24 protein-coding genes are annotated in these 19,620 nt (G+C 62.7%); 20 read left to right on the forward strand and 4 right to left on the reverse strand.

Annotation, left to right across the window (positions count from 1 at the left end; genetic code table 11):
* Window position 1 precedes the first annotated feature (1 nt).
* The 8 genes from BLR77_RS14350 (at window position 2) to hemN (ending at window position 8,215) form a co-directional block, all read left to right on the forward strand.
* Window positions 2-190, forward strand: coding sequence for a cbb3-type cytochrome oxidase subunit 3 (locus BLR77_RS14350; protein ID WP_074678857.1), 189 nt, complete (start codon window positions 2-4; stop codon window positions 188-190).
* On the forward strand, window positions 187-1,182 hold the full coding sequence (gene ccoP, locus BLR77_RS14355; RefSeq protein WP_074678859.1) for a cytochrome-c oxidase, cbb3-type subunit III: 996 nt from the start codon (window positions 187-189) through the stop codon (window positions 1,180-1,182). The genes BLR77_RS14350 and ccoP overlap by 4 nt, the downstream gene beginning before the upstream one ends.
* 161 nt (window positions 1,183-1,343) lie before the next feature.
* Window positions 1,344-2,756, forward strand: a complete 1,413-nt coding sequence (ccoG, locus tag BLR77_RS14360; RefSeq protein ID WP_074678861.1) for a cytochrome c oxidase accessory protein CcoG — start codon at window positions 1,344-1,346, stop codon at window positions 2,754-2,756.
* Window positions 2,757-2,769: 13 nt separating this feature from the next.
* Window positions 2,770-3,288: a FixH family protein gene (locus BLR77_RS14365; protein WP_074678863.1), complete on the forward strand. Its 519-nt coding sequence runs from the start codon at window positions 2,770-2,772 to the stop codon at window positions 3,286-3,288.
* An 8-nt stretch (window positions 3,289-3,296) separates the two neighbouring features.
* Complete coding sequence (locus tag BLR77_RS14370) at window positions 3,297-5,693, forward strand: heavy metal translocating P-type ATPase (RefSeq protein ID WP_074678865.1); 2,397 nt, start codon at window positions 3,297-3,299, stop codon at window positions 5,691-5,693.
* A gap of 89 nt (window positions 5,694-5,782) precedes the next feature.
* Window positions 5,783-5,989 (forward strand): cbb3-type cytochrome oxidase assembly protein CcoS, encoded by a 207-nt coding sequence (ccoS, locus tag BLR77_RS14375; protein ID WP_074678867.1) that lies wholly within the window; start codon window positions 5,783-5,785, stop codon window positions 5,987-5,989.
* A complete protein-coding gene (locus BLR77_RS14380) occupies window positions 5,982-6,665 on the forward strand; it encodes a sulfite exporter TauE/SafE family protein (RefSeq protein WP_074678869.1) in 684 nt (227 codons plus the stop codon). Before ccoS ends, BLR77_RS14380 begins: the two co-directional genes overlap by 8 nt.
* Before the next feature lie 167 nt (window positions 6,666-6,832).
* Window positions 6,833-8,215 carry an oxygen-independent coproporphyrinogen III oxidase gene (gene hemN / locus BLR77_RS14385; RefSeq protein WP_074678871.1) on the forward strand — a complete coding sequence of 461 codons (1,383 nt, stop codon included), beginning with the start codon at window positions 6,833-6,835 and terminating at the stop codon, window positions 8,213-8,215.
* Window positions 8,216-8,260: 45 nt separating this feature from the next.
* Here hemN and BLR77_RS14390 read toward each other — a convergent pair whose 3' ends face one another.
* Window positions 8,261-8,704, reverse strand: a complete 444-nt coding sequence (locus BLR77_RS14390; protein WP_074678873.1) for a hypothetical protein — start codon at window positions 8,702-8,704, stop codon at window positions 8,261-8,263.
* 152 nt (window positions 8,705-8,856) lie between these two features.
* Between BLR77_RS14390 and fnr the strand changes: the two genes are divergently transcribed.
* The 7 genes from fnr (at window position 8,857) to BLR77_RS14425 (ending at window position 15,075) form a co-directional block, all read left to right on the forward strand.
* Window positions 8,857-9,591: a fumarate/nitrate reduction transcriptional regulator Fnr gene (gene fnr / locus BLR77_RS14395; protein WP_074678875.1), complete on the forward strand. Its 735-nt coding sequence runs from the start codon at window positions 8,857-8,859 to the stop codon at window positions 9,589-9,591.
* Between the two features lie 42 nt (window positions 9,592-9,633).
* Complete coding sequence (locus tag BLR77_RS14400) at window positions 9,634-10,182, forward strand: adenine phosphoribosyltransferase (RefSeq protein WP_074678877.1); 549 nt, start codon at window positions 9,634-9,636, stop codon at window positions 10,180-10,182.
* Window positions 10,183-10,274: 92 nt separating this feature from the next.
* Window positions 10,275-11,090, forward strand: coding sequence for an ion transporter (locus BLR77_RS14405; RefSeq protein WP_074678941.1), 816 nt, complete (start codon window positions 10,275-10,277; stop codon window positions 11,088-11,090).
* 206 nt (window positions 11,091-11,296) lie between these two features.
* Complete coding sequence (locus BLR77_RS14410) at window positions 11,297-12,133, forward strand: metal-dependent hydrolase (RefSeq protein ID WP_074678879.1); 837 nt, start codon at window positions 11,297-11,299, stop codon at window positions 12,131-12,133.
* Window positions 12,134-12,189: 56 nt separating this feature from the next.
* The gene (locus BLR77_RS14415) at window positions 12,190-13,743 is read left to right on the forward strand and encodes a flavin-containing monooxygenase (protein ID WP_074678881.1); all 1,554 of its coding nucleotides are present in this window, start codon (window positions 12,190-12,192) and stop codon (window positions 13,741-13,743) included.
* Window positions 13,740-14,627 carry an SDR family NAD(P)-dependent oxidoreductase gene (locus tag BLR77_RS14420; RefSeq protein WP_074678883.1) on the forward strand — a complete coding sequence of 296 codons (888 nt, stop codon included), beginning with the start codon at window positions 13,740-13,742 and terminating at the stop codon, window positions 14,625-14,627. Before BLR77_RS14415 ends, BLR77_RS14420 begins: the two co-directional genes overlap by 4 nt.
* 199 nt (window positions 14,628-14,826) lie before the next feature.
* The gene (locus tag BLR77_RS14425; RefSeq protein WP_074678885.1) at window positions 14,827-15,075 is read left to right on the forward strand and encodes a hypothetical protein; all 249 of its coding nucleotides are present in this window, start codon (window positions 14,827-14,829) and stop codon (window positions 15,073-15,075) included.
* A 76-nt stretch (window positions 15,076-15,151) separates the two neighbouring features.
* On the opposite strand, the gene BLR77_RS14430 is transcribed toward BLR77_RS14425, so the two are convergent.
* From BLR77_RS14430 to BLR77_RS14440, 3 genes are read right to left on the reverse strand one after another with little or no spacing between them, the layout of a single operon-like run.
* The gene (locus BLR77_RS14430) at window positions 15,152-15,367 is read right to left on the reverse strand and encodes a DUF3820 family protein (RefSeq protein WP_003243834.1); all 216 of its coding nucleotides are present in this window, start codon (window positions 15,365-15,367) and stop codon (window positions 15,152-15,154) included.
* 46 nt (window positions 15,368-15,413) lie between these two features.
* Window positions 15,414-16,007: a 2-hydroxychromene-2-carboxylate isomerase gene (locus BLR77_RS14435; RefSeq protein ID WP_074678887.1), complete on the reverse strand. Its 594-nt coding sequence runs from the start codon at window positions 16,005-16,007 to the stop codon at window positions 15,414-15,416.
* Window positions 16,008-16,050: 43 nt separating this feature from the next.
* A complete protein-coding gene (locus BLR77_RS14440; protein ID WP_074678889.1) occupies window positions 16,051-16,782 on the reverse strand; it encodes an SDR family oxidoreductase in 732 nt (243 codons plus the stop codon).
* Window positions 16,783-16,871: 89 nt separating this feature from the next.
* Between BLR77_RS14440 and BLR77_RS14445 the strand changes: the two genes are divergently transcribed.
* The 5 genes from BLR77_RS14445 to BLR77_RS14465 all read left to right on the forward strand — a co-directional run.
* Window positions 16,872-17,438 carry a TetR/AcrR family transcriptional regulator gene (locus BLR77_RS14445; RefSeq protein ID WP_074678891.1) on the forward strand — a complete coding sequence of 189 codons (567 nt, stop codon included), beginning with the start codon at window positions 16,872-16,874 and terminating at the stop codon, window positions 17,436-17,438.
* A gap of 48 nt (window positions 17,439-17,486) precedes the next feature.
* On the forward strand, window positions 17,487-18,137 hold the full coding sequence (locus tag BLR77_RS14450; RefSeq protein WP_017677225.1) for a YceH family protein: 651 nt from the start codon (window positions 17,487-17,489) through the stop codon (window positions 18,135-18,137).
* Window positions 18,138-18,169: 32 nt separating this feature from the next.
* A complete protein-coding gene (locus BLR77_RS14455; protein ID WP_017677226.1) occupies window positions 18,170-18,484 on the forward strand; it encodes an I78 family peptidase inhibitor in 315 nt (104 codons plus the stop codon).
* 69 nt (window positions 18,485-18,553) lie between these two features.
* Complete coding sequence (locus BLR77_RS14460; protein ID WP_017677227.1) at window positions 18,554-19,006, forward strand: MarR family winged helix-turn-helix transcriptional regulator; 453 nt, start codon at window positions 18,554-18,556, stop codon at window positions 19,004-19,006.
* Between the two features lie 363 nt (window positions 19,007-19,369).
* The coding region (locus BLR77_RS14465; protein WP_139202984.1) for an Ohr family peroxiredoxin at window positions 19,370-19,620 on the forward strand (251 nt) is incomplete at its 3' end.

Below are 19,620 nucleotides of genomic sequence, written 5' to 3' on the forward strand. Positions count from 1 at the left end.
TATGGACATCGGGATGATTCGCGGTATCGGCACGGCGGTGGTCTTCATCGCCTTCATTGGCGTGGTGCTCTGGGCCTACAGCAGCAGGCGCAAATCGAGCTTCGACGAAGCAGCCAACCTGCCCTTCGCCGACGATCCCAAGCCCGAGTCCAAGCGCGATCAAGACTCTTCCAGGAGCAATAACCAATGACCACGTTCTGGAGTTGGTACGTAACCATTCTGTCTCTGGGCACCATCTTCGCCCTGACCTGGCTGATCTTCGGCACCCGCAAGGGCCAGCGCCAGGAAACCACCGAGGAAACCGTCGGGCACAGCTTCGACGGCATCGAGGAGTATGACAACCCGCTGCCGAAGTGGTGGTTCATGCTGTTCGTCGCCACCATCATCTTCGCCCTCGGTTACCTGGCGCTCTACCCAGGCCTGGGTAACTTCAAGGGCCTGCTGCCGGGCTACGACTACGTCGACAGCGAAAAAGAAACGCCTTTCGCTGCTGGCGTGCAGATCGCCGACGGCTCCATGCGTCACTCCGGCTGGACCGGCGTGCACCAGTGGGAAAAGGAAATGGCGCGTGCCGATGAGCAATACGGGCCGCTGTTCGCCAAGTACGCGGCCATGCCGATCGAAGAAGTGGCCAAGGACGAGCAAGCCCTGAAAATGGGTGGCCGTCTGTTCGCGTCCAACTGCTCGGTCTGCCACGGCTCCGACGCCAAGGGTAGCTACGGTTTCCCCAACCTGACCGACACCGAATGGCGCTGGGGCGGCGAGCCGGAAACCATCAAGACCACCATTCTCAAGGGTCGTCAGGGTGCTATGCCGGCTCAAGGCCCGGCCATTGGCGAAGACGGCGTACGCAACGTCGCCGCCTACGTGCTGACCGAGCTGGCTGGTCGTGAACTGCCGGAAGGCGTGGAAGCCGATATCGAAGCGGGCCAGAAGGTCTTCGCCGGCACCTGCTTCGCCTGCCATGGCGCAGACGGCAAGGGCATGGCCGTCATGGGCGCGCCGAACCTGACCAACCCGGCTGCGTTCATCTACGGCAGCAGCTACGCACAACTGCAGCAGAGCATCCGCTACGGTCGTCACGGCAACATGCCGGCCCAGGAAGAATTCCTCGGCAATGACAAGGTGCACCTGCTGGCTGCCTACGTGTACAGCCTGTCGCACAAGGCACAAGAGCAGTAATCGCATAACGACTCTTTTGACAAGGGTCAATGAACGCCCGGGTCGCGACCGCTGGTCGCACCCGGGCGTTGTCTTTCAGGCGTACCATATAGCTACCGTGAATTGACCCTGACCGGCACGTATCGGCCCGGGCTGCCACTCAACCGCTTTGGTATGCATTGATGAGCGAACAGATTCCCGTCCAGGACGTCACCCCTCCTTCTGCCAAGAACGCCAGCGTCGATCTCTACGCCAGCCGTGAGAAGATCTATACCCGCGCGTTCACTGGCCTGTTTCGTAATCTGCGACTCGCTGGCGGCGCCCTCCTCTTCCTGCTGTTCTTCGGCACGGTGTGGCTGAGCTGGAACGGCCGTCAAGCGGTCTGGTGGAACCTCCCCGAACGCAAGTTCCACATTTTCAGTGCCACCTACTGGCCGCAGGACTTCATGCTGCTGTCGTGGCTGCTGATCATCTGCGCCTTCGGTCTGTTCTTCATCACCGTGTTCGCCGGTCGCGTCTGGTGCGGTTACACCTGCCCACAGAGTGTCTTCACCTGGGTATTCATGTGGGCGGAGAAGGTCACCGAGGGTGACCGCAACCAACGCATGAAGCTGGACAAACAACCCATAAGCGGCAAGAAACTGGGACGCAAGGCGGCCAAGCACGGCATCTGGATAGGTGTGTCGCTGCTGACTGCGATTACCTTCGTCGGCTACTTCACGCCGATTCGCGACCTGGTCATCGAGATCTTCACCGGTGAAGCCAGCGGCTGGGCCTATTTCTGGATCGGCTTCTTCACCCTCGCCACCTATGGCAACGCCGGCTACCTGCGCGAACAGGTGTGCATCTACATGTGCCCCTACGCACGCTTCCAGAGCGTGATGTTCGACCAGGACACCCTGATCGTCTCCTACGACCCGCGCCGCGGCGAATCACGCGGACCGCGCAAGAAGGACGCCGACTACAAGGCGCAGGGTCTCGGCGACTGCATCGACTGCAAGATGTGCGTACAGGTCTGCCCCACCGGCATCGACATCCGCGATGGCTTGCAGATCGAGTGCATCGGCTGCGCCGCCTGCATCGACGCCTGCGACGACATCATGGACAAGATGAACTATCCCAAGGGGCTGATCAGCTACACCACTGAACACAACCTGTCTGGCCGCAAGACCCACCTGCTGCGCCCGCGCCTGATCGGGTACGCTGTCGCGCTGGTCGCCATGATCGGCCTGTTCGCCTGGGCCGTGGCCAATCGCCCGCTGGTGGAGCTGGACGTGCTCAAGGACCGCGTACTGTTTCGTGAGAACGAGCGCGGCCATATCGAGAACGTCTACACCCTGAAGATCATGAACAAGGCGCAGCGTGACATGACCTACGTGATCACTGCCGACGGTCTCGACGGCCTGGTCTACGAAGGCAAGCGCGAAGTGCGAGCCCTGGCTGGCGAGGTGTATTCCTTCCCGGTCGAGCTGTCCATCGCACCGGAGAAGCTGCCGTCGAGCGCCAACAACATCGTCTTCCACGTACAATCCGCGGATGACCCCAGTATCAAGAACGACGCCGACAGCCGCTTCATCGGCCCAAGCGTCCGCTGACAACGGAAACGACATGTCCGAGCAAACCCCATCGCCAGTCAAACCCTGGTACAAGCAGTTCTGGCCCTGGTTCATCCTGTTCCTGCTGGGCTACTCGGTGGTGCAGGGCCTGACCCTGCTCACCATCGCCACCAAGAATCCGCCAGGGCTGATCTCCGACGACTACTACGACGTCGGCAAGGGCATCAACCAGTCACTGGAACGCGAGAAGCTGGCCGAGCGCCTGCAACTGCATGGCGAGCTGGTGCTGGACAACACCACCGGTGTCGCCACCCTGTCGCTTGAGGGCAATAGCAAACCGCAGCAGATCGTCCTCAACCTGATCTCGCCGACCCAGCCGGAGCGCGACCGCCGCGTGATCCTGCAGCCGGCGGCTGACGGCCAGTACCGTGGACAGATGGTCGATGAAGTCAGCGGTCGCCGCTTCGTCGAGTTGCTCGGCCAGGAAGGCAGCCAGAACTGGCGTCTGTTCGAGGAAGAAAACATCACCGGTGGCCAGACCATCATGATCGGTGACAACCCCTCCTACTGACCCAGCCAATGCCCACCCCCACTCCCTGCTATCACTGCGGCCTGCCGGTGCCCGCCGGCAGCCAGTTCCGTGCCGACGTGCTCGGCCAGACCCGCGAAATGTGCTGCCCCGGCTGCCAGGCCGTGGCCGAAGCCATCGTCGCCGGCGGCCTGGAGCATTACTACAGCCACCGCAGCGAGAACGCCGCCAACCCGCAGGCACTGCCCGCCGCCCTGCCTGACGAACTGGCGCTGTACGACCGCAGTGATGTGCAGCAACCCTTCGTCCAGCACGAGGGCGAACTGAGCGAAACCCAGTTGCTGATCGAAGGCATCAGCTGCGCCGCCTGCGGCTGGCTGATCGAAAAGCATCTGCGCGGCGTACCGGGCGTGGCAGAAGCGCACCTGAACCTGTCCAATCACCGCCTGCAGGTGCGCTGGCAGGACAGCCAGATCGCGCTGAGCAAGCTGCTCGCCGAACTGCGCCGCATCGGTTACGCCGCGCACCCCTGGCACGCCGACGAGGCCGCCGAGCGCATGGCCGCAGAAAACCGTCGACGCATGCGCGAGCTGGGCGTGGCCGGCCTGCTGTGGATGCAGGTAATGATGGCGACCATGGCCACCTGGCCGGAATTCAACATCGACCTGTCACCCGAGCTGGACAAGATCCTGCGCTGGACCAGCCTGTTCCTCACCACGCCCATCGTCTTCTACTGCTGCGGCCAGTTCTTCCGCGGTGCCCTGCGCGACCTGCGTACCCGTCACCTGACCATGGACGTATCCGTCTCGCTGGCCATCGGCGGCGCCTACGTCGCCGGCATCTGGTCGACCATCACCGGCCAGGGCGAACTGTATTTCGACGCCGTGGGCATGTTCGCACTGTTCCTGCTCGCCGGCCGCTATCTGGAGCGCCGGGCGCGAGAACGCACCGCCGCTGCTACCTCGCAGCTGGTCAAGCTGTTGCCGGCCTCCTGTCTGCGCCTGGACGCCGATGGCCAGAGCCAGCGCATCCTGCTCAGCGAATTACGAGAAGGTGAGCAGGTGCTGGTGCAGCCCGGCTCGCTGATTCCAGCCGACGGCCGCATCCTTGCCGGCCAATCCAGCGTCGATGAGTCATTGCTCACTGGCGAATACCTGCCGCTGGCACGCGGCATCGGCGACAGCGTCACTGCTGGCACACTGAATGTCGAAGGCCCGCTGACCGTCGAAGTGCAGGCCCTCGGTGATGCCACTCGCCTATCGGCCATCGTGCGCCTGCTGGATCGCGCGCAGAGCGAGAAGCCGCGCCTGGCGGAAATCGCCGACCGCGTGTCGCAGTGGTTCCTGCTGTTCATCCTGATCGCCGCTGCCGTGGTCGGTTTCGCCTGGTGGGAAATCGATTCCAGTCGCGCCTTCTGGGTCGTGCTCGCCCTGCTCGTGGCCACCTGCCCCTGCGCCCTGGCGCTGGCCACCCCGACGGCGCTGACCACCGCCACCGGCACCCTGCACAAGCTGGGTATGCTGTTGACGCGCGGCCATGTTCTCGAGGGCCTCAACCAGATCGACACCCTGGTGCTGGACAAGACCGGCACGTTGACCGAAGGCCGCCTGACGCTCAAGGCCATCCACCCGCTGCGAGATCTCGACGAGGGCGATTGCCTGGCGCTGGCCGCCGCGCTGGAGAACCGCTCGGAGCACCCCATTGCCCGTGCGTTCAGTCAGGCACCTCGCGCTGCGCAATCCGTCGATAGTCATCCTGGCCAGGGCCTGCAGGGCAGCGTCGATGGCCGCCTGTTGCGCATTGGCGAGGCCAGCTTCGTCTGCACCCTGAGTGGCCAGGCCGTGCCACCGTTTGCCAGCGAGCACGGCCAATGGCTGCTGCTGGGCGATGAGCAGGGGCCACTGGCCTGGTTCGTCCTCGACGATCGCCTGCGCGAAGACGCGCCAGATCTGATCGCCGCAGCGCGCGCGCGGGGCTGGAACATTCACCTGCTTTCCGGCGACAGCTCGCCGATGGTGGGCGAAGTCGCCCGCCAGTTGGGCATAGACGACGCCCGGGGTGGACTGACCCCGGATGCCAAACTGACGGTGCTCAAGCAGTTGCACGGCGAAGGGCGTCGCGTGCTGATGCTCGGCGATGGCGTCAACGACGTACCAGTACTGGCCGCTGCCGATATCAGCGTGGCCATGGGTTCGGCGTCCGACCTGGCGAAAACCAGCGCCGATGCCGTGTTGCTGTCGAATCGTCTGAGCAGCCTGGTCGACGGCCTGAAACTGGCCAAGCGCACACGCCGCATCATCATCGAAAACCTGGCCTGGGCGACGCTGTACAATGGCCTGGTACTGCCCTTCGCCGCCCTGGGCTGGATCACCCCGATCTGGGCGGCGGTGGGCATGTCGCTCAGCTCGCTGCTGGTGGTGCTCAACGCGCTGCGCCTGAGCAGATAAGCTGCAAGCAAGCGTAGCCCGAACATCTAGGAGCGAGCTCTGCTCGCGAGCAGAGCTCGCTCCTACCCAGACGCAACCACGGAGACCGCATGTCCGCCCTCTATATTCTGATCCCCGTTGCCATCGGCCTGGTCGGCTTCGCCATCTGGCTGTTCTTCTGGGCGGTGGACAGCGGTCAGTACGACGATCTCGACGGCCCTGCACACAGCATTCTTTTCGACGACGAAGATCCGCTGCACAAGGCCGGCATCGAGCAGGCCGAGGAGCACAACAAGTCGGGCAAACCTGATGCTTGAACTGGCACCGCTGCTGGTGTCGGCGCTGATTCTCGGCCTGCTCGGTGGCGGCCATTGCCTGGGCATGTGCGGCGGCCTGATGGGCGCGCTGACCCTGGCGATTCCGCCCGAGCAACGCCGCAGGCGTCTGCAACTGCTGCTGGCCTACAACCTCGGGCGCATTCTCAGCTACAGCCTGGCAGGCTTGCTCCTCGGCCTGGCCGGCTGGGCCATTGCCGGCAGTAAAGCCGAGGTGGTCATGCGCACGCTGGCGGCGCTGCTGCTGATCGCCATGGGTCTGTATCTGGCTGGCTGGTGGAGCGGGCTGACACGTATCGAAGCGCTGGGCCGCGGTTTGTGGCGGCATATCCAGCCGCTGACGCGACGCTTTATGCCGGTCACAAGCGTCCCGAAGGCAGTGGTGCTAGGTGGTCTCTGGGGCTGGCTGCCGTGCGGGCTGGTCTACAGCACGCTGCTGTGGGCCTCCAGCCAGGGCAATGCGCTCAACAGCGCCCTGCTGATGCTGGCGTTCGGCCTAGGTACCTGGCCGGTGCTGTTGGCCACCGGGCTGGCCGCTGAGCGCATCACCGCGCTGCTACGCAAGCGCGGCGTGCGCATGGCAGGCGGCCTGCTGGTCATCCTGTTCGGCATCTGGACCCTGCCTGGCCCCCACCAGCACTGGCTGATGGGCCACTGACACCTAGCCCGGATGCAATCCGGGGAAACCTGCAGAGCATCCCCGGATTGCATCCGGGCTACGCAGCGACAACGCAACCGATGCCCCACGCGCCCTTGATTCAGGTCAAGGCCGCCACCCACGCGCATCCCTAGACTGGCCACACAGCCTGTCCAGGATTATTTCCCATGCTCGACACCATCCAGTGGGATGCCGACCTGATCCGCCGTTACGATCTCGCCGGCCCGCGCTACACCTCCTACCCGACCGCCGTACAGTTCCAAGACGATATCGGCCCGTTCGACCTGCTGCATGCGCTACGCGACAGCCGCAAGGCCGGACGCCCGCTGTCGCTCTACGTGCACGTGCCGTTCTGCGCACACATCTGCTACTACTGCGCCTGCAACAAGGTCATCACCAAGGATCGCGGTCGCGCCCTGCCCTATCTGGAAAAGCTCGAACGGGAAATCGAGATCATCAGTCGCTACGTCGACAGGACCCAGCCGATCGAGCAGCTGCACTTTGGTGGAGGCACACCGACCTTCCTCAGCCACGACGAACTGCGCCGCCTGATGCAGCACCTGCGCCAGCACTTCAACCTGCTGGATGATGACTCCGGCGACTACAGCATCGAGATCGACCCACGCGAAGCCGACTGGTCGACCATGGGCCTGCTGCGCGAGCTGGGTTTCAATCGGGTCAGCCTCGGCGTGCAGGATCTCGACCCCGAGGTGCAACGTGCGGTCAATCGTCTGCAGACCCTGGAGGAAACCCGCGCCATCGTCGAGGCAGCGCGCACCCTGCAGTTCCGTTCGGTGAACATCGACCTGATCTACGGCCTGCCCAAGCAGACGCCGGAACGCTTCGCCCGCACCGTGGCCGAGGTCATCGCCCTGCAACCGGATCGCCTGTCGCTGTTCAACTACGCGCACCTGCCGGAACGTTTCATGCCGCAACGCCGCATCAGTTCCGACGATCTGCCGAGTCCGGCAGACAAACTGGCCATGCTGCAGAACAGCATCGAGCAACTGACGCGCGCCGGGTATCGCTATATCGGCATGGACCACTTCGCCCTGCCCGATGACGAGCTGGCCATCGCCCAGGAGGAAGGCACGCTGCAACGCAACTTCCAGGGCTATACCACCCACGGCCATTGCGACCTGATTGGCCTGGGCGTCTCTGCCATCAGCCAGATCGGCGACCTGTACAGCCAGAACGACAGCGATATCGCCAGCTATCAGCAAACCCTGGGCAACGGCCAGCTGGCGACGCGCCGCGGCCTGCACTGCAATGCCGACGACCGCCTGCGCCGCGCCGTGATCCAGCAGTTGATCTGCCACTTCGAACTGCGCTTCGCCGACATCGAACAGGCCCACGACGTGGTATTCCGTGATTACTTCGAGGCGCTCTGGCCAGAGCTTGAGCAGCTCCACCGCGATGGGCTGATCGAACTGAGTGCAGAAGGGATTCAGGTGCGTCCGGCCGGACGCCTGCTGGTGCGCTCGCTGTGCATGCTGTTCGACCGCTATCTCAACGACCAGGTGCGCCAGCGCTTCTCGCGGGTGATCTGAACAGGTCCGCCCCGTGACGGATGCACGTCGTCACGGGGCACTGCCTCAACTCATCGCCAACGTGGTGGCGGCCTGCATCTGCTCGCTGGAAAGGCCATTCTCACGCATCAGCTTGATCAGGTTGGCGTTGGCCGTCGTCAGTGCGCTGTTGAGCGAAGCGAGCTCGGTCTGCAGCCCCTCGATCTGCTGACGCTTGGCCTCCGCATCCAGGCTCTGATCACTCATGATCGCGTCGATCTGTGCCTGTTTCTCGGCGATCTGCGCACGTAGCTCGCGGATCATCTTGAGCAGATCCTTGATCGCCTTGGGCAGATCGCTGTTGTCGATGTCCTCGTTCTTGTCGGGCTTGGCCGACATGCTCTTGCCCAACTCGGACAGGCTCACACGCAGCCCCTCGCGCATCTCCTCCGGGGTCTTCTCGACTGCGGTTAATTGTCGCTGAACACCCTGGACCAGATTATTCAGCGGCCCGCTGGATGATATGCGCATCGCAATGCTCCCTGCGTTGGACTATGGTTCTACAGTCTAATCGGCACCCCAGGGCTAAACTTGAGCGCTCGGTCAGCCTTTATATGACTGGCTGACACCCGAGCCCTGCGGTACCCTTACGAACATTGCGTGTATATCTGGGAAACCCAACGATGTCCGAGAGCATCAAGCTGCGTACGCAGCATCAAGCCCATTGCAAGGATTGCAGCCTGGCAACCCTGTGCCTGCCCATTTCCCTGAACCTGGAGGACATGGACGCGCTCGACGACATCGTCAAGCGCGGCCGCCCGCTGAAAAAAGGCGAGTTCCTGTTCCGTCAGGGCGACACCTTCGGCTCCGTGTTCGCCGTTCGCTCCGGTGCGCTGAAGACTTTCAGCCTGAGCGATGGCGGGGAGGAACAGATCACTGGCTTCCATCTGCCCAGCGAGCTGGTCGGCCTGTCTGGCGTCGACGGCGAGCGCTATCCGGTTTCCGCGCAGGCGCTGGAAACCACTTCGGTCTGCGAGATTCCCTTCGAGCGCCTCGACGACCTGGCTCTGCAGCTACCACAACTGCGCCGTCAGCTGATGCGTATCATGAGCCGTGAAATCCGTGACGATCAGCAGATGATGCTGTTGCTGTCGAAGAAGACCGCTGACGAACGTATCGCCACCTTCCTGGTCAACCTCTCCGCCCGCTTCCGCGCACGCGGCTTCTCGGCCAACCAGTTCCGCCTGGCCATGTCGCGCAACGAAATTGGTAACTATTTGGGCCTTGCGGTCGAGACGGTGTCTCGCGTATTTACCCGCTTCCAACAGAACAAGCTGCTCGAAGCCGAAGGCAAGGAAGTGCATATCCTCGACCCAATCGAGCTGTGTGCTCTGGCCGGCGGCAATCTCGACGTTTGAGTTCGCACGATTTTCGCGGGCTCAAGGCATTAGGACCCCACGATGATCTTTGACGAATTCAGCATCAAGACCCTGATCCGCCCGGTACCGGACTTCCCCAAGCCGGGCGTCATCTTTCGCGACATCACCCCGCTGTTCCAATCACCGCGCGCCCTGCGCATGGTTGCCGACAGCTTCATCCAGCGCTACGTCGAAGCCGAGTTCAGCCATATCGGCGCCATGGACGCGCGCGGTTTTCTGATCGGTTCGATCATCGCCTACGAATTGAACAAACCCCTGGTGCTTTTTCGCAAGCAGGGCAAACTGCCCGCGGACGTACTCAGCGAGGCCTACCAGACCGAATACGGCGAAGCCTTCCTCGAAGTGCACAGCGACAGTCTCTGCGAAGGCGACTCGGTGCTGATCTTCGATGACCTGATCGCCACCGGTGGCACCCTGATCGCTGCTGCCAACCTGGTGCGGCGCATGCGCGCGACGGTCTTCGAGGCCGCCGCGATCATCGACCTGCCTGAGCTGGGCGGCTCGCAGAAACTGCAGGACGCCGACATCCCTACCTTCACGCTGACAGCCTTCGCCCTCGGCGATCACTGAGCAGAAACACCTGCCAGCCGGCCGACCCGGAAGTGGGTTCTTGATTCAGCCGGGCAATGCCCGGCATCACCGATAACCTTGATCAGACTCCCATGCACGAACTCGAACTGAACCCATCCAGCGACTGGCGTCAGCGCCTGGGCGCTCTCATGGACGGCGCCACCATGCAGCGCCTGATCACCCTGCTGATCATCATCAATGCCGTCATCCTCGGCCTGCAGACCTCACCGTCGATCATGGCCGACTGGGGCACGCCGCTGCTGATCCTCGATACCTTCATCCTCACCTGCTTCGTCATCGAGCTGGCGCTGCGCTTCACCGCCCGCGGCATCGGCCTGCTGCGCGATCCCTGGGCGGTATTCGACTGCCTCGTCGTCGGTATTGCCCTGGTACCGGCCAGCGGCCCCTTCGCCGTTCTGCGTGCCTTGCGCGTGCTGCGTGTACTGCGACTGGTATCGATCAATCCGAGCATGCGCAAGGTGGTGCAGGCGCTGCTCGCTTCACTACCCGGCATGGGCAGCATCGTCATGCTGATGGGGCTGGTGTTCTATGTCGCCGCGGTGATGGCCACCCAGCTGTTCGGTGAAAGCTTCCCCGAGTGGTTCGGTAACATCGGCGCCAGCCTGTACACCCTGTTCCAGGTGATGACGCTGGAAAGCTGGTCGATGGGCATCGTACGCCCGGTAATGGAACAGCATCCGCTGGCCTGGCTGTTCTTCGTGCCCTACATCCTCGTCGCGACATTCATGATGCTCAACCTGTTCATCGCCGTTATCGTCAACGCGATGCAGAGCACCCACGAGCCAAATGCCGAGGAACAGGCCGCAGCAGCTCGCGAACAGGCGATTCTCGACGAGCTGCGCGCACTGCGCAGCGAAGTGGCCGAGCTTCGCCGTAACGCGCCGTAAACCGCTCCATCAACGCATCCGCCGCGTCTAGCGCGGCGGGTTGCGTACCCTCTCCCCTGACATCTGCCCATCAGACCCGCCTTAAGTTGGCGGCGCGCAGCGCCCGCACGCCCGATAGTTACATCGTTCAATGACACGATCGCTCGTGTCGCCCAGAGCCGCACAACCAATCGGGAGCACCCGCTCCCCATGAGAGGACTCGAACGATGAGCGCCAGTGCCACCCTACCCCAGCCGAACCCCAGCTTTCCGGTGCGTCGCATGGACTTCAGTTTCAGCGAGACACCGAAATATTGGTTCTACGACGACCCCTTCATGAGCCAATTCATGAACAACCTGTCGTCGCTGTTCCCCTACGGCGAGAAGTTCTTCGTCGACAGCGTGCGCGCCGTGCGCGACCAGGTCATCGAGCCGCAACTGAAGAAGGACATCAGCGCCTTCATCGGCCAGGAGGCCATGCACTCCAAGGAGCACGCGGCCTACAACGACTACGCCAAAAAGCATGATATCGACCTGGAGCGCCTGGAGCTGCGCACCAAGGTATTGCTCGAATGGACGACCCGCTTCAGTACCAAGAAACAACGCCTGGCAGCCACCTGCGCACTGGAGCACTTCACCGCGACCATGGCCGAGCAGTTGCTCAAGCGCGAAGACCTCACCACCCAGATGAACGATCCGAAGCTTTACCAACTGTGGATGTGGCACGCCATCGAAGAGAGCGAGCACAAGGCCGTGTGCTACGACGTCTACCAGAAGGTCTACGGCGGCTACTTCACCCGCACGCTGGTGATGATGCTGACCACCGTGATGTTTCTCGGCGTGATCGGCTGGTTCCAGATTCACCTGCTGCGCAAGGACGGTCAGTTGTTCAACTGGCGCAGCTGGGGCTTCGGCCTGAAGAAGCTGTTCGGCCCGCGTAATGGCTTCTTCACCAGACTGCTCGGTCCGTACCTGGACTACTACCGCCCCGGCTTCCATCCCAAGGATCACGACACCGAGAATCTGGAAAACCGCTGGCGCGAGCGCCTCGGCTTCGGCAACTGATGTCACTTGGCGTACAGATATAGACACCAACAAGAACGACAAGCAGGAGTTCGGTCATGAATGCGCCCGTTTCCCCCCCTACCGCTGCCCGCCATTGCAAGATCGCCATCCTCGGCAGCGGCTTTTCCGGCCTCGGCATGGCCATCCGTCTCAAGCAGCAGGGCGAGCAGGACTTCCTGCTGTTCGAAAAGGAAGCCGGCGTCGCCGGCACCTGGCGGGTGAACAACTACCCGGGTTGCGGCTGCGACGTGCAATCGCACCTGTACTCCTTCTCCTTCGAGCCCAACCCGAACTGGACGCGGATGTTCGCCAGACAGCCGGAAATCAAGGCCTACCTGGAGGGCTGCTGGGAGAAGTACCGGTTGCAGGACAATACCCTGCTGGGCACCGAAGTGGTACAGATGCGCTGGGACGAGCACGCCGAGCTGTGGCATCTGCACGATCGCGCCGGCAACCACTACAGCGCGCAGTTCGTGGTCTCCGGCATGGGCGCCCTGTCCACCCCATCGATTCCCAAGCTCAAAGGCCTGGAGCACTTCAGCGGCGAGGTCTTCCACTCGCAGCAGTGGAATCACGACTATGACCTGACCGGCAAGCGCGTGGCGGTGATCGGCACCGGCGCCTCGGCGATCCAGTTCGTGCCGCAGATTCAGCAGCAGGTCGCGCGGCTCGATCTCTACCAGCGCACTGCGCCGTGGATCATGCCGAAACCGGATCGCGCCATCCGTGAGGGCGAACGCACGCGCTTCAAACGCTTTCCGCTGGCGCAGAAGCTATGGCGCGGCGCGCTGTACGGCATCCTCGAAAGCCGGGTAATCGCCTTCGCCTTCGCCCCGCGCCTGCTACGCATGGCCCAGGGCATCGCCAGGCTGTACATCAAGAAGCAGATCAAGGACCCGGTGCTGCGCGCCAAGGTCACCCCGGACTACACCATGGGCTGCAAGCGGGTGCTGATCTCCAATGACTACTACCCGGCGCTGACCCAGGCCAATGTCGAGGTGATCACCGACGCAATCGCCGAAATTCTGCCGCACGGTGTACGCACCTCCGATGGTCAGGAGCGTGAAGTCGATGCCATCATCTTCGGTACCGGCTTCACCCCCAGCGACCCGCTGCCGCGCGGCGCGGTGTTCGGTCGCGGCGGCGTCGACCTGCTCGACACCTGGCCGCAAGGCCCGGAAGCCTACAAGGGCACCATGACCGCCGGCTTCCCCAATCTGTTCTTCCTCATGGGGCCGAACACCGGCCTGGGCCACAACTCCATGGTCTACATGATCGAGTCACAGATCACCTATGTGCTCGGTGCCCTCAAGCAGCTCGAAGAAGGCCGGCTGCAGAGCCTGGAGCCCAAGCGCGAGGCGCAGGACGCCTTCAACCGCAAGATCCAGGGCACCCTCGGCAGCACCGTATGGAACTCGGGCGGGTGCATGAGCTGGTACCTGCACCCGGTCAGCGGTCGCAACTGCACGGTGTGGCCGGGCTTCACCTGGCGCTATCGCATGCTGACGCGCCAGTTCGATCCGCACGCCTATCACTTCAGCCGCAAGCACGCCGCTCACCCGGCACAGAGCAACGCCCTCACCCTCGATGTGCAGGAGGTCAGCGCATGAAATCCTTCGAGAACAAGGTAGCCGCCATCACCGGCGCCGGCTCCGGTATCGGCCGCGCCCTCGCCTATCACCTGGCGCGCCAGGGCTGCCACCTGGCGCTGTCCGACGTCAATGTCGAAGGTCTCCAGGAAACCGTCGAGCAGGCCCGCAAGCTCGGCGTCACCGTCAGCGGACAACGCGTCGACGTCGCCGACCGCGCCGCCGTAGAGGCCTGGGCGGAGCAGATCGTCAGCGAGTTCGGCCGGGTCAACTCCATCTTCAACAATGCCGGCGTGGCGCAGGGCGGCACCGTGGAAGGCAACGACCACGCCGACTATGAATGGATCATGAATATCAACTTCTGGGGCGTGGTCAACGGCACCAAGGCCTTCCTGCCCTATCTCAAGGCCAGCGGCGCCGGCCACGTGATCAATGTATCCAGCGTGTTCGGCCTGTTCTCCCAGCCCGGCATGAGCGCCTACAACGCCAGCAAGTTCGCCGTGCGCGGCTTTACCGAATCGCTGCGCCAGGAGCTGGACATGGCCGATTGCGGGGTTTCCGCCAGCTGCGTGCATCCGGGTGGCATCAAGACCAACATCGCCAAGACCGCGCGGATGAACGACAGCCTGGCCAAGGTCACCGGCCAGGAAGCCGAGCAGGCGCGCCAGCAGTTCAATGACCAGTTGCTGCGCACCACGCCGGAACAGGCGGCCAAGGTCATCGTCAATGGAGTGCTGGCCAACAAACGGCGCATTCTGATCGGTACCGATGCCCACGCCCTGGACTGGATGCAGCGCAGCATGCCGGCACTGTACCAGCGCCTGGTGACCGTCTCGATGCGCCTGGCGGCGCGTTTTGCACCGAAACGGAGAAATGCGGACAAGGTGCGCGAGGCCACCGAGTAGGGTCGCCCGAAGCAACCCCACAGGGCCGGCCAATGCCGGCCCTGTACGTTTGTCGGGCAACGCTCGCAAGCGCGGCACCTGGGCTAAGGTAAGGAAACAGACGCACCACTCATCCACGCGGCGCCGCTACCGGCTCCCGGCTGGAACCTCGGTGTAGCGTCGACGCCGAGGGCGGCGCCTTGGTCTACGAGGTGGCCTCATGAGCGCGCTTACCTGTACCCACCGCGATCACGTCATTCATGCCAGCGTCATGGAGCATCCCGGCCTGCCCACACCCTGGGCCGGCGGATGCCAGATCACCGACCCCGACGGCAATACCAGCAAACGCCAGACATTGCCGCTGGATTACGCCTTCATGGATGACCTGAACAAGGCCCAGCACGCCTCCATCGCCCATGGCAAATGGCTGGTGGATCAGAAGCTGGATCACGGTCGCAACTGGCATTGAGGGCAACCCAGACGCAGGGTCGTAGCCCGGCTGGAATCCGGGAGAGATAGGAAATTGTCCCCGGATTGCATCCGGGCTACGAACGGTCGCGTAACGGGTCGAGCAAGGGTTTGAGGCCGTTGTGATCGATCTCCTGCATCAGCGCCAACAGCTGGCCCAGCTCACCCTTGGGAAAGCCTGTGCGGGCGAACCAGTTGAGGTAATGGCCCGGCAGGTCGGCGATCAGCCGGTCTTTATACTTGCCGTAGGGCATGCGGCGGGTCACCAGGAGTTTCAGTGCTTCGGGGTTCATCGGTTGCTCGAGTGGCCGGAAAATGATCCGGCCATTGTGCCAGGCCTCAGTTGATCAATGCTTCACGTACGAAATCCAGACGATCCTGGCCGAAGAACATCTCCCCATCCACGAAACAGGTCGGCGCACCAAATACACCGCGTTTGACTGCCTCCTCGGTAGTCGCCTTGAGCGCGTCCTTTACCGCCGGCTCGGCGATTTGCGCCTGCAGAGCGGTCGCATCAAAACCAGCGACGACCAGCACGCCTGCCACCGTGGCCGGATCCCCCATGTTCACCCCGTCGACCCAGATCGCCCGGAACAGCGCCTGCAAGGCGTCTTCGAAGCGCTCCGGCTGATGCAGTTGAACGGCCACCAGCAAACGCATCAGCGTCAGGGTATTGATCGGGAAATGCGGGTTGAAGCGCATCGGCACGCCATAGCGCTCGGCAAAGCGCGCCAGGTCGCGAATCATGTAGCGCCCCTTGGCCGGAATCATCGCCGGCGAGGCATTGCCGGTGGCCTGGAACACGCCGCCGAGCAGCATTGGCCGATAGACCAGTGCAGCGCCGGCGCCGCGACACAGATCAGGCAACTGGGTATGGGCCAGGTAGGACGCGGGGCTGCCCAGATCGAAGAAGAACTCCACCGTCTTGCTCATCAGTTTCACTCGCTCGTTATTGTGATTATGCGCTCTGTGCAGACTACCAGCGCTCCATCCACGGCCGCAGGTCCAGCTCGAAGGTCCAGGCATCGCGCGGCTGAGCGTGCAGGAACCAGTAGCTGTCGGCGATGTGCTCGGGATCGAGAATGCCATCCTGCTCCTTCTTGGCGTACAGCTCGGGAAAGCTGTCGCGGATGAAGGCGGTATCGATGGCACCATCCACCACGACATGAGCGACATGAATGTTCAGCGGCCCCAGCTCGCGCGCCATGCTCTGCGCCAGCGCACGGATGCCGTGCTTGGCCCCGGCGAAAGCGGCAAATCCGGCAGCGCCACGCAGGCCGGCGGTAGCCCCGGTAAACAGGATGGTGCCACGGCCTCGGGTAACCATGCGCCTGGCCACCGCCTGACTGGTGAGAAAGCCGGAGAAGCAGGCCATTTCCCAGATCTTGAAGTACTTGCGTGCAGTTTCATCGAGGATGCTGCAAGGCACGTTGGCGCCGATGTTGAACACCATCACCTCGATCGGGCCGATGTCGCGCTCGATGCTTTCGACCAGCTCAGCCACCTGCTCCTCACGTCGCGCATCGGAAGCAAAACCATGCGCTTCGCCGCCCTCGCTGCGGATTTCGTCCAGCAACGGTTGCAGTTTATCGAGGCTGCGCCGGGTGACGCAGGCGACATACCCCTCACGGGCAAAACGCCGGGCGATGGCGCCGCCAGTGGCATCACCCGCACCGATGATCAAAGCGATTTTCTTGTTCTCGTTCATGGCTTCCTCCATTAACTAACGATCGTTAGCTGAACGAACGTTATGCTACGATCACGGGCAGGTCAACCCAGCATAGAACGGTGTCATCCATGCGCTATTCCGCCGAACACAAGGCCGAAACCCGCGAGCGCCTGCTCGCCAGCAGCGGCGCCACTGCCAAACAACAAGGTTTTGCCGTGACCGGCGTGGATGCGCTGATGAAGACCATAGGCCTGACCGGCGCAGCCTTCTACAGCCATTTTCCGAGCAAGGACGACCTGTTCGCCGAACTGATCGAGCGCGAGCTGCGCAACAGCCTGAGCCGTCTCGGCGGTGAGCCTGGCGACGCCGGGCGCGACAAGTTGCAACGCTGCCTGGCGGCGTACCTCAGCCTGGCGCATGTCGAGCAACCGGAAAAAGGCTGCGTGCTGCCAAGCCTGGGCGCGGAGATCGCCCGTGCCGATGAACGCGTGCGGCTGAACACCGAGCAGCAGATCCTGCAGCTGCAGAGCACCTGGGCCGAGATCGTCGGCGACCCGCAACTGGCCTGGACGATTCTCGCGCAATGCCTGGGCAGCCTGCTGCTGGCGCGCATGATGGCCAGCCAGGAGTCGCGCCAGCAGGTACTCGGCGCCAGCCTGGACATGCTCGAACACACATTGAAGCCTGTCAGCTGAGCGCGGATGCCGTTAACCTAGTCGGGTTCTTTCTGCCAGGATCGGTCCATGTCGCACACCCCCTCCCCGCTGGTTGGTGAAACCCCGTTGCACGCCGTCGAGGTGCGTATCCTCGGCTGCCTGATCGAAAAGCAGCTGACCACACCGGAAACCTACCCGCTGACGCTCAATGCCGTGCAATTGGCCTGCAACCAGAAGACCAGCCGCGAACCGCTGATGAACCTGGAAACCGGTGAAGTCGGGCGCTACCTGCGCAGCCTCGAAGGTCGCAAGCTGGTCCACCTGGTGATGGGCAGCCGTGCCGACCGCTGGGAGCAGCGTTGCGACAAGCAGCTGGAACTGGTCAAGCCGCAAACAGTGCTGCTCGGTCTGCTGCTGTTGCGCGGCCCGCAGACGCTCAATGAGTTGCTCACGCGCAGCAATCGCATGCACGACTTCGACGACGTGGCAGAGATCCAACACCAGCTGGAGCGCCTTATCGGTCGCGGCCTGGCCGTCCTGCTGCCGCGCCAGAGCGGTCAGCGTGAGGATCGCTACATGCATTTGCTGGGCGAATCTGCAGATCTGGAAAGTCTCCTGGCCAGCCGCCCAGCTGCCCGTGGAGAGGCTGCGGCACCTAACGAAGATCGACTGGTCGAACTGGAAGCGCGTATCACAGCCCTGGAAGAACGCCTGGCACGCCTAGAAGGCGCACAATGATATCTACCTCAATGGAAAAGGAGCCCACAGCGTTGAACCTCAAGACTCGCTTCAGCCTGATTCTCGCCACAGCCCTGCTCGCAGCCGGCTGCAGCAGCACCGCAGAGAAATCCGAACCGGCAGCCACCCCTGCCGATCCCGCCCTTGGCTGCACCTCCTCGGCGGTAGAGCACCTGAAAGGCAAGACCGCGACTCCCGAACTGCTCGAGCAGGCGCGTCAGCAAGCCGGAGCCAGCACAGCTCGCATACTCACACCCGACAGCGTGGTGACCTTGGAATACAATGGTCAACGCCTTAACCTCAACGTTGATGATCAGCGAGTGATCGCCCGCGTATCCTGCGGCTGATGCCATCGAGGTGCGGGTTACCCCGCACCACTTGCCGACAACGTCCACACCCTTGCACAGGCCAATGCCATGACCACCCAAGTGGAACCCTGCGCCGAGCTGATGCTGGATAACCAGCTATGCTTCGCCCTTTATTCCACCTCGCTGATGATGACCAAGACCTACAAGCCTCTGCTGCAGGCGCTCGGTCTCACCTATCCGCAATATCTGGCCATGCTGGTGCTGTGGGAAAACGAGGGCATCACCGTCAGCGAGATCAGCGCACGCATGCTGACCGATCCCGGCTCGTTGACGCCTCTGCTCAAACGCCTGGAAAGCGAAGGCCTGCTGCAGCGCCAGCGCAGCAGCCAGGACGAGCGTGTGGTACAGCTGTACCTGACCGATAAAGGTCGTGCCCTGCACGAACAGGCCAAAGCATTGCCTGCCTGCATCCTCAAGGCTTCTGCGTTGAACATGGAACAACTGGGCAAGCTGCGCGACAACCTGATCGAACTACGCGGCCATCTGCAAGACGCCCTCTGATCCCTGGCGATGCCAGCCATCGCCTTCTCTCGCAACCTGTAGACGCTACCCTCGCCGAGCGAAACCTTGTGCGCGCCGCTTTCAACGGCCTCACCGTCTATCCACGCCCCGCTTCACAGGCTGCCCCTGAGCCTCGATTCGCGCTGAATCGGGCAAATCATCTACAGCATCTGCTGCAAATCATGGCCACAACCCCGGCCGCGCTTACTTATTCCTGAAAAATAAAAATCTATAACCAAATCGTCCATACATTTATCTTGCGCGCCAATGTTTTGCGCAATATAGTTCGCTCCATGGAAACGGTTAGCGCACAAAAGGTTAGCAAGCCAATCCATCACTACCCCACCGACAAGGATCAATGCCATGACCATCGAAAACGTTCTCTACCGTGCAACCGCTGAAGCCTTTGGTGGCCGTGAAGGCCGCGCCGTCTCCTCCGACGGCATCCTCGACATCGCCCTGACCACCCCGAAAGAACTCGGCGGCGCTGGCGGCAACGGCACCAACCCGGAGCAGCTGTTCGCTGCCGGCTATTCCGCCTGCTTCCTCGGCGCCCTGAAATTCGTCGCCGCCCGCGACAAGCTGAGCATCCCCGCTGACACCTTCATCGAAGG

This window comes from Ectopseudomonas alcaliphila (genome assembly GCF_900101755.1).
In the GTDB taxonomy this organism is placed as follows: domain Bacteria; phylum Pseudomonadota; class Gammaproteobacteria; order Pseudomonadales; family Pseudomonadaceae; genus Aquipseudomonas; species Aquipseudomonas alcaliphila.

What these genes read in the sequence shown, in the direction of transcription:
- BLR77_RS14370 (WP_074678865.1), top strand. Translation starts at nt 3,297, where the DNA reads ATGCCCACCCCCACTCCCTGCTATCACTGCGGCCTGCCGGTGCCCGCC.
- BLR77_RS14380 (WP_074678869.1), top strand. Translation starts at nt 5,982, where the DNA reads ATGCTTGAACTGGCACCGCTGCTGGTGTCGGCGCTGATTCTCGGCCTG.
- BLR77_RS14450 (WP_017677225.1), top strand. Translation starts at nt 17,487, where the DNA reads ATGTCGCACACCCCCTCCCCGCTGGTTGGTGAAACCCCGTTGCACGCC.
- BLR77_RS14460 (WP_017677227.1), top strand. Translation starts at nt 18,554, where the DNA reads ATGACCACCCAAGTGGAACCCTGCGCCGAGCTGATGCTGGATAACCAG.
- BLR77_RS14365 (WP_074678863.1), top strand. Translation starts at nt 2,770, where the DNA reads ATGTCCGAGCAAACCCCATCGCCAGTCAAACCCTGGTACAAGCAGTTC.
- BLR77_RS14405 (WP_074678941.1), top strand. Translation starts at nt 10,275, where the DNA reads ATGCACGAACTCGAACTGAACCCATCCAGCGACTGGCGTCAGCGCCTG.
- BLR77_RS14350 (WP_074678857.1), top strand. Translation starts at nt 2, where the DNA reads ATGGACATCGGGATGATTCGCGGTATCGGCACGGCGGTGGTCTTCATC.
- BLR77_RS14400 (WP_074678877.1), top strand. Translation starts at nt 9,634, where the DNA reads ATGATCTTTGACGAATTCAGCATCAAGACCCTGATCCGCCCGGTACCG.
- ccoP (WP_074678859.1), top strand. Translation starts at nt 187, where the DNA reads ATGACCACGTTCTGGAGTTGGTACGTAACCATTCTGTCTCTGGGCACC.
- BLR77_RS14445 (WP_074678891.1), top strand. Translation starts at nt 16,872, where the DNA reads ATGCGCTATTCCGCCGAACACAAGGCCGAAACCCGCGAGCGCCTGCTC.
- BLR77_RS14440 (WP_074678889.1), bottom strand. Translation starts at nt 16,782, where the DNA reads ATGAACGAGAACAAGAAAATCGCTTTGATCATCGGTGCGGGTGATGCC.
- BLR77_RS14390 (WP_074678873.1), bottom strand. Translation starts at nt 8,704, where the DNA reads ATGCGCATATCATCCAGCGGGCCGCTGAATAATCTGGTCCAGGGTGTT.
- ccoG (WP_074678861.1), top strand. Translation starts at nt 1,344, where the DNA reads ATGAGCGAACAGATTCCCGTCCAGGACGTCACCCCTCCTTCTGCCAAG.
- ccoS (WP_074678867.1), top strand. Translation starts at nt 5,783, where the DNA reads ATGTCCGCCCTCTATATTCTGATCCCCGTTGCCATCGGCCTGGTCGGC.
- fnr (WP_074678875.1), top strand. Translation starts at nt 8,857, where the DNA reads ATGTCCGAGAGCATCAAGCTGCGTACGCAGCATCAAGCCCATTGCAAG.
- BLR77_RS14410 (WP_074678879.1), top strand. Translation starts at nt 11,297, where the DNA reads ATGAGCGCCAGTGCCACCCTACCCCAGCCGAACCCCAGCTTTCCGGTG.
- BLR77_RS14435 (WP_074678887.1), bottom strand. Translation starts at nt 16,007, where the DNA reads ATGAGCAAGACGGTGGAGTTCTTCTTCGATCTGGGCAGCCCCGCGTCC.
- BLR77_RS14430 (WP_003243834.1), bottom strand. Translation starts at nt 15,367, where the DNA reads ATGAACCCCGAAGCACTGAAACTCCTGGTGACCCGCCGCATGCCCTAC.
- hemN (WP_074678871.1), top strand. Translation starts at nt 6,833, where the DNA reads ATGCTCGACACCATCCAGTGGGATGCCGACCTGATCCGCCGTTACGAT.
- BLR77_RS14415 (WP_074678881.1), top strand. Translation starts at nt 12,190, where the DNA reads ATGAATGCGCCCGTTTCCCCCCCTACCGCTGCCCGCCATTGCAAGATC.
- BLR77_RS14420 (WP_074678883.1), top strand. Translation starts at nt 13,740, where the DNA reads ATGAAATCCTTCGAGAACAAGGTAGCCGCCATCACCGGCGCCGGCTCC.
- BLR77_RS14425 (WP_074678885.1), top strand. Translation starts at nt 14,827, where the DNA reads ATGAGCGCGCTTACCTGTACCCACCGCGATCACGTCATTCATGCCAGC.